This is a genomic window from Morganella morganii H1r, assembly GCF_000633515.1.
GTDB classification, from domain to species: domain Bacteria; phylum Pseudomonadota; class Gammaproteobacteria; order Enterobacterales; family Enterobacteriaceae; genus Morganella; species Morganella morganii_B.
This window is the reverse complement of sequence record NZ_AYMP01000023.1, coordinates 1-16,174: the sequence shown is the minus strand read 5'-3', so window position 1 is coordinate 16,174 and position 16,174 is coordinate 1. Positions and strand designations below refer to the sequence as shown.

General features: G+C 52.7%; 15 protein-coding genes. 8 read left to right on the top strand and 7 right to left on the bottom strand.

Going from position 1 to position 16,174, the window contains the following annotated elements:
• The first annotated feature begins 3 nt into the window (after positions 1-3).
• The 6 genes from lpxA to tilS are packed head-to-tail and all read left to right on the top strand — an operon-like array spanning position 4 to position 8,414.
• Positions 4-795, top strand: a complete 792-nt coding sequence (gene lpxA / locus U868_RS0113430) for an acyl-ACP--UDP-N-acetylglucosamine O-acyltransferase (protein ID WP_004237235.1) — start codon at positions 4-6, stop codon at positions 793-795.
• A gap of 14 nt (positions 796-809) precedes the next feature.
• Positions 810-1,964 carry a lipid-A-disaccharide synthase gene (lpxB, locus tag U868_RS0113425; protein WP_025153748.1) on the top strand — a complete coding sequence of 385 codons (1,155 nt, stop codon included), beginning with the start codon at positions 810-812 and terminating at the stop codon, positions 1,962-1,964.
• Positions 1,964-2,560 carry a ribonuclease HII gene (gene rnhB / locus U868_RS0113420; protein WP_025153747.1) on the top strand — a complete coding sequence of 199 codons (597 nt, stop codon included), beginning with the start codon at positions 1,964-1,966 and terminating at the stop codon, positions 2,558-2,560. Before lpxB ends, rnhB begins: the two co-directional genes overlap by 1 nt.
• A 10-nt stretch (positions 2,561-2,570) precedes the next feature.
• A complete protein-coding gene (gene dnaE / locus U868_RS0113415) occupies positions 2,571-6,050 on the top strand; it encodes a DNA polymerase III subunit alpha (RefSeq protein WP_025153746.1) in 3,480 nt (1,159 codons plus the stop codon).
• 12 nt (positions 6,051-6,062) lie between these two features.
• The gene (gene accA / locus U868_RS0113410; protein ID WP_025153745.1) at positions 6,063-7,022 is read left to right on the top strand and encodes an acetyl-CoA carboxylase carboxyl transferase subunit alpha; all 960 of its coding nucleotides are present in this window, start codon (positions 6,063-6,065) and stop codon (positions 7,020-7,022) included.
• 9 nt (positions 7,023-7,031) lie between these two features.
• Positions 7,032-8,414: a tRNA lysidine(34) synthetase TilS gene (tilS, locus tag U868_RS0113405; RefSeq protein ID WP_025153744.1), complete on the top strand. Its 1,383-nt coding sequence runs from the start codon at positions 7,032-7,034 to the stop codon at positions 8,412-8,414.
• Here the strand turns inward: tilS and rof are convergent.
• Positions 8,392-8,658 (bottom strand): Rho-binding antiterminator, encoded by a 267-nt coding sequence (rof, locus tag U868_RS0113400; protein ID WP_025153743.1) that lies wholly within the window; start codon positions 8,656-8,658, stop codon positions 8,392-8,394. The two genes, tilS and rof, sit on opposite strands and share 23 nt — an antisense overlap.
• 267 nt (positions 8,659-8,925) lie before the next feature.
• Between rof and nlpE the strand changes: the two genes are divergently transcribed.
• Positions 8,926-9,585, top strand: coding sequence for an envelope stress response activation lipoprotein NlpE (gene nlpE / locus U868_RS0113390; protein WP_025153742.1), 660 nt, complete (start codon positions 8,926-8,928; stop codon positions 9,583-9,585).
• Positions 9,586-9,658: 73 nt separating this feature from the next.
• Here nlpE and proS read toward each other — a convergent pair whose 3' ends face one another.
• The 6 genes from proS to metN all read right to left on the bottom strand — a co-directional run bounded on the left by proS (position 9,659) and on the right by metN (position 15,337).
• Positions 9,659-11,380, bottom strand: a complete 1,722-nt coding sequence (gene proS / locus U868_RS0113385) for a proline--tRNA ligase (RefSeq protein ID WP_025153741.1) — start codon at positions 11,378-11,380, stop codon at positions 9,659-9,661.
• A gap of 109 nt (positions 11,381-11,489) precedes the next feature.
• Positions 11,490-12,197 carry a tRNA (N6-threonylcarbamoyladenosine(37)-N6)-methyltransferase TrmO gene (gene tsaA / locus U868_RS0113380; protein WP_025153740.1) on the bottom strand — a complete coding sequence of 236 codons (708 nt, stop codon included), beginning with the start codon at positions 12,195-12,197 and terminating at the stop codon, positions 11,490-11,492.
• Positions 12,190-12,600: an Rcs stress response system protein RcsF gene (rcsF, locus tag U868_RS0113375; RefSeq protein ID WP_025153739.1), complete on the bottom strand. Its 411-nt coding sequence runs from the start codon at positions 12,598-12,600 to the stop codon at positions 12,190-12,192. The genes tsaA and rcsF overlap by 8 nt, the downstream gene beginning before the upstream one ends.
• Before the next feature lie 181 nt (positions 12,601-12,781).
• Complete coding sequence (locus U868_RS0113370; protein WP_025153738.1) at positions 12,782-13,597, bottom strand: MetQ/NlpA family lipoprotein; 816 nt, start codon at positions 13,595-13,597, stop codon at positions 12,782-12,784.
• 59 nt (positions 13,598-13,656) lie between these two features.
• On the bottom strand, positions 13,657-14,310 hold the full coding sequence (locus U868_RS0113365) for a methionine ABC transporter permease MetI (protein ID WP_025153737.1): 654 nt from the start codon (positions 14,308-14,310) through the stop codon (positions 13,657-13,659).
• Positions 14,303-15,337 carry a methionine ABC transporter ATP-binding protein MetN gene (gene metN / locus U868_RS0113360; RefSeq protein ID WP_025153736.1) on the bottom strand — a complete coding sequence of 345 codons (1,035 nt, stop codon included), beginning with the start codon at positions 15,335-15,337 and terminating at the stop codon, positions 14,303-14,305. Before metN ends, U868_RS0113365 begins: the two co-directional genes overlap by 8 nt.
• 170 nt (positions 15,338-15,507) lie before the next feature.
• On the opposite strand from metN, the gene gmhB reads away from it, so the two are divergent.
• A complete protein-coding gene (gene gmhB, locus U868_RS0113355) occupies positions 15,508-16,089 on the top strand; it encodes a D-glycero-beta-D-manno-heptose 1,7-bisphosphate 7-phosphatase (RefSeq protein ID WP_025153735.1) in 582 nt (193 codons plus the stop codon).
• Positions 16,090-16,174 lie beyond the last annotated feature (85 nt).

Here is a 16,174-nt window from a genome sequence, read left to right as displayed (position 1 = left end):
TAAATGATCGATAAAACCGCCCGGATTCACCCGTCTTCCATTATCGAAGACGGTGCCGTTATTGGTGCCAATGTCACCATCGGTCCTTTCTGCTGTATTGGTGCGGATGTTGAGATCGGTGAAGGGACTGAAATCAAGTCCCATGTTGTGATTAATGGTCATACCAAAATTGGTCGTGATAACCAGATTTTCCAGTTTGCCTCCATTGGTGAGATAAACCAGGATCTGAAATACAAAGGTGAACCGACCCGCGTAGAGATCGGTGATCGTAACCGTATCCGCGAAAGTGTGACTATTCATCGCGGCACCGCGCAGGACACCGGCGTTACCCGTATCGGTAACGACAACCTGCTGATGATCAATGCTCATGTTGCTCACGACTGTGTGATCGGTAACCATTGCATCATTGCCAACAACGGAACCCTGGCGGGTCATGTCACGCTGGATGATTATGTCATCCTGGGTGGCTTATCGGCGGTTCATCAGTTCTGCCGTATCGGTGAGCACGTGATGGTCGGCGGCTGTTCCGGAGTGGCACAGGATATCCCGCCGTTCTTAATCGCGCAGGGTAACCATGTGACTGCTTTCGGCCTCAATGCTATCGGCCTCAAACGCCGTGGTTTTGATAAAGACGATATCAGTGCGTTACAGAATGCCTATAAAGTCCTGTACCGCAGTAATCTGACGCTGGCAGAAGCCAAAGTGCAGTTAGCTGAACTGGCGAAAGAAAATGTCCATGTAAAAACCTTCGCTGACTTCCTGGATACCGCTGAACGCGGGATCATCCGTCCGTAATTGCGGGGGCTGCCATGTCGGTATCACCTCGTCCGCTCACGATAGGTATTGTCGCCGGAGAAACCTCCGGCGATATTCTCGGCGCAGGTTTAATGCGCGCACTGAAAGAAAAATATCCGGATGTTCGTTTCACCGGGGTTGCCGGTCCGCTGATGCAGGCGGAAGGCTGTGAAACCTGGTATGAAATGGAAGAACTGGCGGTGATGGGCATTGTGGAAGTGCTGGGGCGTCTGCCGCGTCTGCTCTCCATCCGCCGTGATCTCACCCGCCGCTTCCGTGAACTGAAACCGGATGTTTTTGTCGGCATTGATGCGCCGGATTTCAATATCACCCTGGAAGGACGGTTAAAATCTTCCGGGATCAAAACGATCCACTATGTCAGCCCGTCAGTCTGGGCATGGCGGCAGAACCGGGTCTTTAAAATCGCCAAAGCGACCAATCTGGTGCTGGCTTTCCTGCCGTTCGAAAAAGCGTTTTACGACAAATATAATGTGCCGTGCCGTTTTATCGGCCATACCATGGCGGATGCGCTGCCGTTGCAGCCGGATAAAGCCGCTGCCCGTGACGCACTGGGGCTGGATCCGTCCGCGCCGTGTCTGGCAATACTGCCGGGCAGCCGTCACGCGGAAGTCTCGATGCTCAGCGGCGATTTCCTGAAAACCGCGCAACTGCTGCGGCAATCTCTGCCGGATTTACAGATTGTGGTGCCGCTGGTGAATGCCAAACGCCGGGCTGAGTTTGAAGCTATCAAACAGGAAATTGCGCCGGAACTGGATGTGCATCTGCTTGATGGTCGTGCCCGTGATGCCATGATTGCCTCGGATGCCGCACTGCTGGCATCAGGCACGGCAGCACTGGAGTGCATGCTGGCGAAATGCCCGATGGTCGTGGGCTACCGCATGAAGCCGTTCACGTTCTGGCTGGCGAAACGGCTGGTCAAAACCCCGTATGTGTCACTGCCGAACCTGCTGGCAGGGCGCGAAATCGTGCCGGAACTGTTACAGGATGAGTGCCGCAGTGATCTGCTGGCAAATGCACTGCTGCCGCTGCTGCAGGGCGGTGAAGCCGTGGATAAACTCAGAGAAACCTTCCTGGAACTCCATCAGAAGATCCGTCTTGATGCGGATAATCAGGCGGCACAGGCCGTATCAGATATAGCGAGTAATTAATGGATTTTGTTTATCCGGACGCGGCACTGATTGCCGGTGTCGATGAAGTCGGCCGCGGGCCGCTGGTCGGTGCGGTGGTAACCGCCGCCGTTATTCTTGATCCGCAGAACCCGATCGACGGTCTGGTGGATTCCAAAAAGCTCACAGAGAAAAAACGTGAGCGGCTGTTTGCTGAAATTCAGGAAAAGGCGCTGTACTGGAGCATAGGCCGCGCGGAAGCGGCTGAAATTGATCAAATCAATATTTTGCAGGCCACATTCCTGGCGATGCAGCGGGCGGTTGCCGGGTTACCGGTACGTCCGGGATTTGTTCTGGTGGATGGTAATAAAGCGCCGGATTTCGGCGTTCCTGCTCAGGCGGTGATCAAAGGCGACGGACTTGTGCCGGAAATCAGTGCGGCATCGATACTGGCAAAAGTCACGCGGGATCGCGAAATGGCAGAGCTGGATAAACAATTTCCGCAGTACGGATTTGCAAAACACAAAGGTTACCCGACGGCGCTGCATCTTGAAATGCTGGCGCAGTATGGGGTGACAGAGCATCACCGAACCAGTTTTGGCCCGGTCCGCCGTGCGCTGGCCGGTATCAGTCAGTGAGGATGGCGTAATGGCGGAACCGCGTTTTATTCATCTTAATATTCACAGCGACTATTCCATGATTGACGGGCTGGCGAAAACCGGCCCGCTGGTCAAAAAAGTGGCGTCGATGAATATGCCGGCGATGGCGATTACGGACTTCACTAACCTGTGCGGGCTGGTGAAATTTTACGGCAGTGCGCACGGCGCCGGGGTGAAACCGATTGTCGGTGCGGACTTCCTGATGGAAAGTGAGCTGCTGGGTGACGAACTGGCATCGCTCACGATTCTGGCACGCAATAACACCGGTTATCAGAACCTGACCCTGCTTATCTCTGAAGCCTATCAGAAAGGCTATGGCGCTCAGGGACCGGCCATTCAGCGCGACTGGCTGGTTAATCACAAAGACGGGCTGATTATTCTCTCCGGCGGACGTAAAGGGGATGTCGGTAAATTCCTGCTGCGCGGTAACAGCGCGCTGGTGGATCAGGCACTGGAATTCTGGCAGACCCACTTCCCGGACAGCTTCTATCTGGAGCTTATCCGCACCGGCCGCCAGGATGAGGAAAGCTATCTGCATGCTGCTGTACAGCTGGCGACAGAGAAATCCCTGCCGGTGGTGGCGACCAATGATGTCCGCTTTATCAGCAGTGAGGATTTTGACGCCCATGAAATCCGTGTTGCCATTCATGACGGCTATACGTTAGCGGATCCGAAACGCCCGAAACTCTACAGCCCTCAGCAATATCTGCGCAGTGAGGACGAGATGTGCGAGCTGTTTGCCGACATCCCGGAAGCACTGCAGAACAGCGTCGAAATTGCTAAGCGTTGTAACGTCACTATCCGCCTCGGCGAGTATTTCCTGCCGCAGTTCCCGACCGGGGATATGAGCACAGAAGATTATCTGGTCAAACGATCGAAAGAGGGACTGGAGGAGCGCCTGGCGTTCCTGTTCCCGGATCCGGAAGTGCGTGCACAGCGCCGCCCGGAATATGACGAACGTCTGGATGTCGAACTGAAAGTGATTAACCAGATGGGCTTCCCCGGCTACTTCCTGATCGTGATGGAGTTTATCCAGTGGTCGAAGGATAACAATGTACCGGTCGGGCCGGGACGTGGTTCCGGTGCCGGTTCGCTGGTGGCGTACTCCCTGAAAATCACCGATCTGGATCCCCTGGAGTTTGACCTCCTGTTCGAACGCTTCCTGAACCCGGAACGTGTTTCCATGCCTGACTTTGACGTCGACTTCTGCATGGAAAAACGTGACCGCGTGATCGATCACGTGGCCGAAATGTACGGACGTGATGCTGTTTCCCAGATTATTACCTTCGGTACCATGGCGGCAAAAGCGGTGATCCGCGATGTCGGCCGCGTGCTGGGGCATCCTTACGGGTTTGTCGACAGAATTTCCAAACTGGTGCCGCCGGATCCCGGTATGACACTGGAAAAAGCCTTTGCCGCAGAGCCGCAGCTCGGCGAGGTGTATGAGGCCGATGAGGAAGTCAGGGCGCTGATCGACATGGCGCGTATTCTGGAAGGGGTGACACGTAACGCCGGTAAACACGCCGGTGGTGTGGTGATCGCGCCGACAAAAATTACCGATTTCGCCCCGCTTTACTGCGACCCGGAAGGGAATAACCCGGTCACGCAGTTTGATAAAAACGACGTGGAATATGCCGGTCTGGTGAAGTTTGACTTCCTCGGTCTGCGTACGCTGACGATTATCGACTGGGCGCTGGGGATGATTAACCCGCGCAATGAGAAAAAAGGCAAGCCGCCGGTGGATATCGCGGCTATCCCGCTCGACGATCAGAAAAGCTTTGATATGCTGCAACGCTCGGAAACCACAGCGGTTTTCCAGCTTGAATCCCGCGGCATGAAGGATTTGATCAAACGTCTGCGTCCGGACAGCTTTGAAGACATGATAGCCCTGGTGGCGCTGTTCCGTCCCGGCCCGCTGCAGTCGGGCATGGTGGATAACTTTATTGACCGTAAACACGGACGTGAGGCTATTTCCTACCCGGATGTGGAATGGCAGCATGAATCCCTGCAACCGGTACTGGAACCGACGTACGGCATCATCCTCTATCAGGAACAGGTGATGCAGATTGCCCAGGTACTGGCGGGCTATACGCTGGGCGGTGCGGATATGCTGCGCCGTGCAATGGGTAAGAAAAAGCCGGAAGAAATGGCAAAACAGCGCTCGGTATTTGAAGAGGGCGCGGTGAAAAACGGCGTCGATGCCGAACTGTCCATGAAAATCTTTGACCTGGTGGAGAAATTCGCCGGTTACGGGTTTAACAAATCTCACTCCGCTGCCTACGCTCTGGTTTCCTATCAGACACTGTGGCTGAAGGCACATTATCCGGCGGAATTTATGGCTGCCGTGATGACGGCGGATATGGATAACACCGAAAAAGTCGTCGGGCTGGTGGATGAATGCTGGCGGATGGGGCTGAAAGTATTGCCGCCGGATATCAACAGCGGGCTGTATCACTTCCATGTCAATGATGAAGGTGAGATAGTCTATGGTATCGGTGCGATTAAAGGCGTCGGCGAAGGCCCGATCGAAGCAATTCTGGAAGCCCGCAAGGACGGGTATTTCAAGGATATTTTTGATTTGTGTGCCCGCACGGACACCAAAAAACTGAACCGCCGCGTAATGGAAAAACTCATTATGTCCGGCGCGTTTGACCGCCTGGGGCCGCACCGCGCCGCGCTGATGTCCTCACTGGAGGATGCGCTGAAAGCTGCGGATCAGCACGCCAAAGCGGAAGCCACCGGTCAGGCGGATATGTTCGGGGTACTGGCGGAAGCACCGGAGCAGGTAGAGCGCTCTTATGCCAATATTCCGAAATGGCAGGACGAAATTATCCTTGAAGGGGAACGGGAAACACTCGGGCTGTATCTTACCGGACATCCGATAAACCGTTATCTGAAGGAAATTGAGCGCTATACTCATGGTTTACGTCTGAAAGATGTTAACCCGACACCGCGTGGTCAGATGACCACGGTCGTCGGTCTGGTGCTGGCTTCCAAGGTGATCACCACCAAACGGGGAAACCGGATTGGTGTCTGTACCCTCGATGATCGTTCCGGCCGGCTGGAAATTATGCTATTTTCCGATGCACTGGAACGTTACCAGCATCTGCTCGAACAGGATCGCATTCTGATCGCCTCCGGGCAGGTCAGCTTTGATGATTTCAGCGGCGGGCTTAAAATGGTGGTCAGGGAGCTGCTGGATATCAGCGAAGCACGCGAAAAATATGCGCGCGGGCTTGCTATCTCGCTCACGGACGGGCAAATTGACGAACAACTGCTGCACCGGCTGCGCGGTGCCCTTGAACCGCACCGCTCCGGGACAATACCGGTTCACCTTTATTACCAGAAGGACGATGCCAGAGCGCGGATGCGTTTCGGTGCCACCTGGCGGGTCACCCCGACGGATACCCTTCTGACGGATCTGCGGACTCTGCTGGGTAATGAGCAGGTAGAATTAGAATTTGACTAAAATAGGAACATTATGAGTCTTAATTTTCTGGATTTTGAACAGCCGATTGCCGAGTTAGAGGCGAAAATTGATTCGCTGACCGCGGTCAGCCGCCAGGATGAATCACTCGATATCAATCTTGACGAAGAAGTTGAACGCTTACGGGCGAAGAGTCTGGAACTGACACGTAAGATTTTCGCTGACCTGGGTGCCTGGCAGATTGCTCAGCTGGCCCGCCATCCGCGTCGTCCGTATACCCTGGATTACGTCAAACTGATCTTTACCGATTTTCAGGAACTGGCAGGCGACCGCGCATATGCGGATGACAAAGCGATTGTCGGCGGAATTGCCCGTCTGGACGGTCGTCCGGTGATGATTATCGGCCATCAGAAAGGCCGTGAAACCAAAGAAAAAATCCGCCGTAACTTCGGCATGCCGGCACCGGAAGGTTACCGCAAAGCCCTGCGTCTGATGGAACTGGCAGAGCGCTTTAATCTGCCGGTGATCACCTTTATCGACACCCCGGGAGCCTATCCGGGCGTGGGCGCGGAAGAGCGCGGCCAGTCCGAGGCGATTGCCCGTAACCTGCGTGAAATGTCCCGCCTGAAAGTACCGACTGTCTGTACTGTTGTCGGGGAAGGCGGTTCCGGCGGCGCACTGGCAATTGCGGTCGGTGACAAAGTGAATATGCTGCAATACAGCACTTACTCTGTCATTTCACCGGAAGGCTGTGCCTCGATTCTGTGGAAAAGCGCGGATAAAGCGCCGATCGCCGCAGAAGCGATGGGTATCACCGCGCCGCGTCTGAAAGAACTGAAACTGATCGACAATGTGATCCCTGAGCCGCTGGGCGGCGCACACCGGGATTATGAAGCGGTTGCCGCATCCCTGAAAGCACAGATCCTGTCTGATCTGGCAGAGCTGGATAAACTGGACAGCGAGTCTCTGGCTAATCGCCGCTATGAGCGCCTGATGAGCTACGGCTACTGCTAATAACCGGTTGTGGATACTGCTTTTTGTGAATCATTGTCTGCCGTGTTCCGCCGTGTGTTTGCCTCTCAGCAGGCAATCCTGGCGGGACTGAGCGGCGGGCTTGATTCTGTTGTCCTGCTGCATGCTCTGCGGCAGTGGCAGACCGCTGAGCGCCCGGCGCTGCGGTTGCGGGCAGTCTATATTCATCACGGATTAAACCCGCTGGCGGATGACTGGGCAGAACACTGCCGGACATTCTGCGGCTCACTCTCTGTTCCGTTTCAGGTGTGCCGCGTGCAGGTGGATCCCCGCAAAAAAGGGATCGAAGCTGCCGCCAGAGATGCCCGCTATCAGGCTTTCCGTGAAGTGATAACCCCGGATGAGGCGCTGGTGACCGCGCAGCATCTGGATGATCAGAGCGAAACCTTTTTCCTAGCCTTAAAACGCGGCAGCGGCCCTGCCGGTCTCTCTGCTATGCCGGAACAGATGGCATTCGGTGCCAATCCGCTGATCCGTCCGTTACTCTCCTTCAGCCGTGCTCAGCTCGAACAGTATGCGCACTATCATCAGCTTTCCTGGGTCGAGGATGACAGTAATCAGGATCGCCGTTATGACCGTAATTTCCTGCGTCATGCGGTATTACCGCAACTGAATGCCCGCTGGCCGCATTTTGCTCAGGCGGTTTCCCGCAGTGCCGCGCTTTGCGGTGAACAGGAAGCCCTGCTGGATGAACTGCTGCTGCCGGAACTTATGCAGCTGACGGATGCCGATAACGGGTTGTCTTTTATTCCGCTGCTCAGTACCGGGACGGCGAAACGCAACGGCATACTGCGCCGCTGGCTGAAACACTGTGGTGTGCAAATGCCGTCACAGCACCAGCTGGCACTGCTCTGGCAGGAAGTGGCACTGGCGAAACCGGATGCGGAGCCGGGCTATTACCTGAAACCAGTCACTATCCGCCGTTATCAGAACAAATTGTATGTAACAGAAAAAACAGCCGGATTATCAGAATACTGTCTGCCGTGGGATCTGCACTCTGCATTGTTATTGCCGGATGATGCCGGGATTTTGCGGGTAGCGGAAGTTATCACTCCGCATGATATGGTTTCTGTGGTGCGCCCGCCGCGCCGGGATGAACAGGCGACGATCCGGTTTGGTTTGCAGGGGCATTATCATATCTGCGGCCGGGATCGCGGGCGGTCAGCCAAAAAGCTGTGGCAGGAATCCGGTGTTGCGCCGTGGCTGCGCGAACGTACACCGCTGCTCTGGTATAACGATACGCTGATAGCGGCGGTCGGGGTATTTGTCACGAAAGAGGGCGAAGCGGATGAGGCAAAACTGATGATTATGCAGGAAAAAAACAACCCCGCAGGCGGGGTTGCAGAGTTATTCAGGACGGTGAGTGATCAATAACCACTGTTCCCAGGTCGGGATGACTAAAGCTGACAATCGAGTCCAGACGAAGCTCCCGCAGTTCGTTGTCAATCGTGACAACAAGGTATTCCACTTTCTTCCGGAGTACCAAATCGGTTGCTTTTCCTGTCAGAACATCGCCCCCCTGTAAGGTCACTTCCAGTACCATATGATGCTGGCAGGCCAGTTCGAGGTTGTCATAGTCATCACAATTAATTGGTTGATATTCGTTTTCTGCAGACATATTCCCTCACCATACTTTCGCTTGCGGTATCATCCGCGGATGGTTATTCAAATAGCCTCATCGCTCCCAGCAGACTATATCATAGTTATCATATTGGCTATTACTGATTACATTTTATTATCGGCAAAACATATTGTTTATCACTGTTTTGAAGAAAATCATTGCCATTTTAAAAATAAAAATGCGTAATTGTCTGAAAGCGCATGAATATACAAAAACTGACAATCATTTTGTTAACATTACCGCATCTGATGTTCAGGGGGAAACATGAAAAATCTGACAAAACTCTTATTGGCGGCAGGCATTTTCAGCATTACGGCCTGTAGTTCGACAGTCGTTGTACCACCAACGCCGGAAGTCCATGTTCTTGACCGTGCCTATAACGGCGTGGTTCCGTGTGCCGATTGCTCCGGCATGGATGTGACCGTTTTACTGGAAGGTGACGGTACCTATGTTATGCAGCGCACTTATCTGGAAACCCGCGACGGCAACCAGACCTTCTTTGAAACCGGGACCTGGGCGAAAGACGGTGACAAACTGCGCCTGACCGATACCGCCGGGCAGCGTGCTTATTATGATCCGCAGGATAAATCATTAGTGATGCTGGATATTGACGGCAATCCGATTACATCAAATCTGAACTACACCCTGAAAATGGTGAAACCGGTACAGCTGAAAGGTGAATACCGTTATATGGCAGATGCGGCAACCTTTAAAGATTGCCAGACCGGTGTGGTTTATGCGGTACCGGGCAATATCGGCTTAGAGCAGGGTTACGGTAAGCTGGGTGTTGAAGGCGGTAAACCGGTTTATCTGGAAGTGGAAGGGTATTACACCATCCGTCCGTCCATGGAAGACGGTCAGTTTGATCAGGCGCTGATCCAGACCGGTAAATCTGTACTGGATAAATCCCGCGGCTGTCAGTAAGTTCTTCCGGCTCCCGCAGGCATAAAAAAGGCTGAACAGATGTTCAGCCTTTTTGTATTCACAGCACTGATAATCAGGCAGTGATGATTTTTTCTTTCAGCACACTGATAACATCGTCCAGCGCGATCAGGGATTTATCTTCGCTGCGGCGGTATTTGTATTCCACCACACCGCTGTCGAGGTTGCGATCACCGATAACAATGGTATGCGGAATACCCATCAGTTCCATATCTGCAAACATCACACCCGGGCGCTCTTTACGGTCATCAAAGAGTACTTCAATGCCCTGAGCGGTCAGATCGGCGTAGAGTTTTTCCGCCACTTCTTTCACACGGTAAGATTTGTGCATATTCATCGGCAGAAGAGCAACCTGGAACGGTGCAATCGCATCCGGCCAGATAATCCCGCGATCATCGAAGTTCTGCTCAATCGCTGCCGCAACAATACGGGTGACCCCGATACCGTAGCAACCCATAAAGACCACTTCGTTGTGACCGGCTTCGTTCTGAACGGTCGCTTTCAGTGCTTCGGAATATTTTTTACCGAGCTGGAAGATATGACCGACTTCAATCCCGCGCTTGATCATCAGGGTACCTTTGCCGTCCGGGCTCGGGTCACCGGCGACCACATTACGGATATCCGCCACTTCCGGCAGGGCAGCATCACGCTCCCAGTTGATACCGAAATAGTGTTTGCCGTCGATATTCGCACCGGCACCGAAATCACTCATCATGGCAACGGTACGGTCAGCGACCACCGGCAGCGGCAGATTTACCGGCCCCAGTGAACCCGGGCCTGCATTCACGGCTGCACGGATCTCTTCTTCTGTCGCGAACTCGAGCGGAGCCGCAACCAGCGGGTGTTTTTCTGCTTTCACTTCGTTGAGTTCGTGATCACCGCGCACCAGCAGTGCAACCAGTTTATGGCCGCTCTCTTTGCTGCCGTGAACGATCAGGGTTTTGACGGTTTTCTCAACCGGCAGATTAAACTGTTCAACCAGCTCCGCGATAGTTTTCGCGTTTGGTGTATCAACCAGTTCCATCGCTTTCTGCGGCGCAGGGCGTTCAGTGATATTGCAGACCGCTTCTGCCAGCTCAATATTGGCTGCGTAATCTGACTCAGAGGAGAAAATAACATCATCTTCGCCGCTCTGCGCCAGTACCTGGAACTCGTGGGATGCACTTCCGCCGATAGAACCGGTATCTGCCATTACCGCACGGAAATCCAGCCCGATACGATTGAAGATTTTGCTGTACGCCTGATACATCGTATCGTACGTTTCCTGCAGTGAATCCTGGGTCAGGTGGAAAGAGTACGCATCTTTCATAATGAATTCACGGGAGCGCATCACACCAAAACGCGGACGGACTTCATCACGGAATTTGGTCTGGATCTGGAACACATTCAGCGGCAGCTGTTTATAGGATGTCACTTCGTTACGGATGATGTCCGTGACCACTTCTTCGTGCGTCGGACCCAGTACAAACTGGCGATCGCCGCGATCGGTGATACGGAGCAGCTCCGGACCGTACTGTTCCCAGCGTCCGCTCTCCAGCCATAAATCTGCGGGCTGAACCACCGGCATGGAGATTTCCAGTGAACCGGCATTTTCCATCTCTTCACGCACGATCTTCTCAACTTTGCGTAATACGCGGACACCGGTCGGCATCCAGTTGTACAGACCTGAAGCAAGTTTACGGATCATCCCGGCGCGCAGCATCAGCTGATGACTGACCACTTCGGCGTCAGCAGGGGTCTCTTTCAGAGTAGAGAGCAGATATTGGGTAGTACGCATTATTTAGGTTCCATTAGAACGACAAACATGTCTTATCGCAGAGGTATTCTGCGCAGAAGTGAAATTAAGCCTGACAGTTTACCAGTGACTGCCGCGCCCCAAAAGGGGTTTAGCGTTTTTCCAGACTGATGACTTCGGTCACGCTGTCACGGATATGCCAGCGGACATTTAAATCCAGCAGATGGACGGCATAGATTTTATCGTCAGCCTGTTGTTTTTTATACGCCGGACGCGGATCCTGCGCCAGTACCTGAGTGATAAAACGCGCCAGGTCAGGATATTGTGCGGCCTGAGCCGTTATGAATTGTTGTGCCGTAGTACTGAACACGACCGGCATATCCGCAGGCGGCTCTTCCTGCGCAAAACCGGCCAGTGCGCCGGGTACAGATTCAGCATAAGGCAGATAGGGTTTGATATCCAGCACCGGTGTGCCGTTAAGCAGATCCAGACTACCAAGAGAGAGATACGCCGTATCGCCGTCGTAACAGACTTTTTTCAGTTCAACCAGTGACATCCCGATCGGATTCGGGCGGAAGGTGGAGCGGGTGGCAAATACGCCCATTTTGGCATTACCGCCAAGGCGCGGCGGGCGTACCAGCGGACGCCAGCTGCCGGCCGGAATATCATGGAAAACAAAGATGACCCACACATGACTGAACTGCTCCAGTCCGCGCACGCAGTCGGCGTGATTATAGGGCGCCACAAAGTGCAGTTCCCCTGTGCCATCCTCAACCAGCCCCGGCTGGCGTGGAATTGCAAATTTCTCCTGCCACGGTGAGCGGATAAACCCCACGGGCGAAAATGAAAACTCAGACATCATCAACCTTAATTGCCGTACCTTCGCAAACCGCCAGCTGCTTACAACCCGGTGCGGGGTTCACGGCACACTGATGGAGTAACACGGCATCTGCTTTCAGTTTTCCGGCCCGGTACAGCATTTGCTTACGGGCTGCCGGAATACCGGACTGTGCAGGTTTTGCCGCTTCCCGGCAATTCTGACCCAAAACCACGCCAAGGTCACGGAAAGGTTTCCCCAGCAATTCTTCCGGGTGGAGGTAGAGTTTGACACGTGATGCTGCGGATGTTGATTTGGCTTTTTTACCGGCCGGTTTTTTCAGCCGCATATCGGCGTATTGCGCTTGTTCCTGCTCAGAATGGCTCTGACGGAAAGAACATCCCGCGATGAGAAGAGCAAGCAGGCTGATAATAAGCACTCGCATGAAAAGAGATCCTCTGGCTGTACAAAACAGGAAAGCAATGGCTGGTGAAGTATTATTATTTATATAATGAACATTTAATGACTATAACAAAATAAAAAGGGTGAACAATTGTTCACCCTCAGTGTAATATTCTTTTATCTTCAATAAAAGAACTTAGCCGTTATTCTGACTTTCCGGTCTTTTACCAGCCTTTAACCGCACCGCCGTTGAAGACTTTATCTGCTTCATTAAAGACTTCATCTGACTGATATGCCTGAACAAACTCTTTCACCGCTTCGCTGTCTTTATTATCTTCACGGGAGACAATAATGTTGACGTAAGGTGAATCTTTATCTTCGACAAATAAGCCGTCTTTGGACGGGGTTAAGTTGATCTGGCTGGCGTAAGTGGTGTTGATGACGGCCAGGTCGATCTTATTATCATCCAGTGAACGCGGCAGCTGCGGGGCTTCCAGCTCGATCAGTTTCAGACCTTTCGGGTTTTCAACCACATCCAGAACTGTCGGCAGCAGGCCGGTGCCTTCTTTCAGTTTGATTAATCCCTGCTTCTGTAATAACAGCAGTGAACGGCCGAGGTTAGTCGGGTCATTCGGCAGAGCGACCTGTGCGCCGTCCTGTAACTCATCCAGTGATTTGATTTTCTTTGAATAACCGGCAATCGGATACACAAAGGTATTGCCCACTGTTGTTAATTTGTAGTTACGGTCTTTAATCTGCTGATCCAGATACGGCTTGTGCTGGAATGCGTTCAGATCGATATCGCCGCGGCTGAGAGCCTCGTTCGGCATGACATAGTCGTTGAATGTGACCAGTTCCACATTCAGGCCGTATTTGTCTTTGGCGACTTTTTTCGCCACTTCTGCCACCTGCTGTTCAGCACCGACGATCACGCCGACTTTGATGCTTTTCGGATCTTTTTCATTCTGTCCGCAGCCCGCCAGCACTAATGAACCCAGCAAAGCACCGGCAACGACAAGCGATTTTAATTTAAAAGCCATCTTTTGTTTCCTCGTTCTGTTTAATACGCGGTCGCAGTCTGTGCGGCGCGGAGAGAGTCTTATTTGTGGGTAACGGCTTTAACCAGACGATCACCACATACCTGAATAATAAAGACCAAAACAACCAGCAATGCCAATACTGTATTCATAACTACTGCGTTATATCCGACATAACCATACTGATAACCAATCTGACCTAACCCGCCTGCTCCCACAGCACCACCCATTGCGGAGTAGCCCACGAGTGTGATCAGTGTAATCGTCGCCGCGTTGATCAGTCCCGGCAATGCTTCAGGCAGCAGGATCTTACTGACAATCTGTAATGGTGTGGCACCCATGGAGCGGGATGCTTCAATCAGGCCTGACGGGATTTCCAGCAGCGCGTTTTCCACCATACGGGCAATAAACGGTGCGGCGCCGACAGTCAGCGGCACAATGGCAGCCTGTAACCCGATAGAGGTACCAACCACTAACCGGGTAAACGGAATCATCCATACCAGTAAGATAATGAACGGAATCGCACGGAAGATATTGACCAGCACGGACAGGATCCGGTACAGGCTTTTATTATCCGCAATCTGACCCGAACGGGTGATATACAGCAGTACCCCCACCGGAAGGCCGATTAAAAATCCCAGGAAACCGGATGCAAATGTCATGACCAGGGTTTCCCAGATGCCTTTAACTAACAGTAAAATCATTCCTTCAGACATAACCGAGAACCTCTGTTTTTACGTGGTGTTCTTTCAGAAAATCAATCGCAGCTTCAACATCCTGCGGGCTGTTGCCGTCCAGCTCTGCCAGCATGACCCCAAATTTCACACCGCCCGCATAATCCATCTGAGAACTCAGGATGCTGATATCAATATTAAACTTGCGTGATGCAATCGAGATCAGCGGTGCATCAACGGACTGACCACCAAATTCCAGTTTCAGCAGCGGTCCCAGGCCTTCCGCCGGCTCCGGTTTCAGACGCGCCAGATAATCTTCCGGCACATCCAGATGCAGCGTGGACTCAATAAAGGCCTGCGCCACCGGGGTTTTCGGATGAGAGAACACTTCACTTACCGTATTCTGTTCAATCAGTTGTCCGCCGCTGATAACTGCAACCTGGTCACAGATACGTTTCACCACATCCATTTCATGGGTGATCAGCAGGATAGTTAACTCCAGCCGGCGGTTAATATCTTTCAGCAGTTCCAGTATCGACCGGGTGGTTGCCGGATCCAGGGCGCTGGTGGCCTCATCACACAGTAACACCTCAGGTTCGTTTGCCAGTGCGCGGGCGATAGCCACACGCTGTTTCTGACCGCCGGACAGATTCGCCGGATAAGCATCCCGTTTATCTGCCAGACCGACCAGGTCAAGCAGCTTCACAACCCGTTTTTCAATTTCAGCGGCCGGTACGCGATCCAGCTCCAGCGGCAGAGCAATGTTCCCGAAAACAGTACGGGACGACAGCAGGTTAAAGTGCTGAAAAATCATGCCGATGCCGCGGCGGGCACGGGTTAACTCTTTATCGTTCATCTTAGTGAGGTCACGGCCACCGACGAGTACCTGTCCCGATGTTGGCCGTTCCAGCATATTCACACAGCGGATAAGCGTGCTTTTTCCGGCACCGGAAGCACCAATCACACCGTAAATCTGCCCTTGCGGGACGTGCAGGTTAATATCAGAAAGTGCCTGTATTTCGCGATGACCCTGCTGAAAAACCTTATTTATATTCGTCAGCTTTATCATGTAATTATTATTACCTTGTTACGAGAAACTGGTTGTTCACCAGATGATTTTCGGATGTTAAGATGTCTGGACGGCTAAGTCAACAGGATTTAGTTATCAGGCCGCATTCTCATTCCGTATCAAATAAGCGATACTAAATACATTATTGATGACGGACTAAGAGTGTAACCATGGGTATCCCCGCAGTATTTCTGGACAGAGACGGCACCATTAACGTTGATACCGGCTATCTCCACGAGATTGATGATTTTCAGTTTATAGAGAATGCGATTGAAGCAATGCAGGCCATCAAACAGATGGGCTACGCCTTAATCATAGTCACAAATCAGTCGGGCATCGCCCGTGGTATGTTTACCGAAGATCAGTTTATGCATCTGACAGAGTGGATGGACTGGTCTCTGGCGGATCGCGGCGTTGATCTGGACGGTATCTATTATTGTCCTCATCATCCGGAAGGCACTGTCGGTGAGTTTCGTCAGGAATGTAACTGCCGTAAACCGGCACCGGGTATGCTGCTGGATGCACAGAAATTCCTGAAGATCGACATGAGTAACTCTTATATGGTGGGGGATAAGCTCGATGATATGCTGGCCGGACGGGCTGCCGAAGTGGGTACAACGGTATTGGTACGTACCGGTAAACCGGTAACGGAAGACGCTGAAGCGGCGGCAGATATTGTGATTAACAGTATCGCGGATTTACCTGCCCTGCTGAAACCCGTACAAAAAAGCGCAAAATCACCTAAAAAGTAACCCGATTGGGTATTTTATCTGCGAACAGAAAAAAAGTTGAAATAAACACTTGCGTGATCTCAGCTAGTGTCTATAATGCGCCCTC

Excerpts from the sequence above, each read along its gene's own strand:
- lpxA (WP_004237235.1), top strand. The coding sequence starts at position 4 with ATGATCGATAAAACCGCCCGGATTCACCCGTCTTCCATTATCGAAGAC.
- lpxB (WP_025153748.1), top strand. The coding sequence starts at position 810 with ATGTCGGTATCACCTCGTCCGCTCACGATAGGTATTGTCGCCGGAGAA.
- rnhB (WP_025153747.1), top strand. The coding sequence starts at position 1,964 with ATGGATTTTGTTTATCCGGACGCGGCACTGATTGCCGGTGTCGATGAA.
- dnaE (WP_025153746.1), top strand. The coding sequence starts at position 2,571 with ATGGCGGAACCGCGTTTTATTCATCTTAATATTCACAGCGACTATTCC.
- accA (WP_025153745.1), top strand. The coding sequence starts at position 6,063 with ATGAGTCTTAATTTTCTGGATTTTGAACAGCCGATTGCCGAGTTAGAG.
- rof (WP_025153743.1), bottom strand. The coding sequence starts at position 8,658 with ATGTCTGCAGAAAACGAATATCAACCAATTAATTGTGATGACTATGAC.
- nlpE (WP_025153742.1), top strand. The coding sequence starts at position 8,926 with ATGAAAAATCTGACAAAACTCTTATTGGCGGCAGGCATTTTCAGCATT.
- proS (WP_025153741.1), bottom strand. The coding sequence starts at position 11,380 with ATGCGTACTACCCAATATCTGCTCTCTACTCTGAAAGAGACCCCTGCT.
- tsaA (WP_025153740.1), bottom strand. The coding sequence starts at position 12,197 with ATGTCTGAGTTTTCATTTTCGCCCGTGGGGTTTATCCGCTCACCGTGG.
- rcsF (WP_025153739.1), bottom strand. The coding sequence starts at position 12,600 with ATGCGAGTGCTTATTATCAGCCTGCTTGCTCTTCTCATCGCGGGATGT.
- U868_RS0113370 (WP_025153738.1), bottom strand. The coding sequence starts at position 13,597 with ATGGCTTTTAAATTAAAATCGCTTGTCGTTGCCGGTGCTTTGCTGGGT.
- U868_RS0113365 (WP_025153737.1), bottom strand. The coding sequence starts at position 14,310 with ATGTCTGAAGGAATGATTTTACTGTTAGTTAAAGGCATCTGGGAAACC.
- metN (WP_025153736.1), bottom strand. The coding sequence starts at position 15,337 with ATGATAAAGCTGACGAATATAAATAAGGTTTTTCAGCAGGGTCATCGC.
- gmhB (WP_025153735.1), top strand. The coding sequence starts at position 15,508 with ATGGGTATCCCCGCAGTATTTCTGGACAGAGACGGCACCATTAACGTT.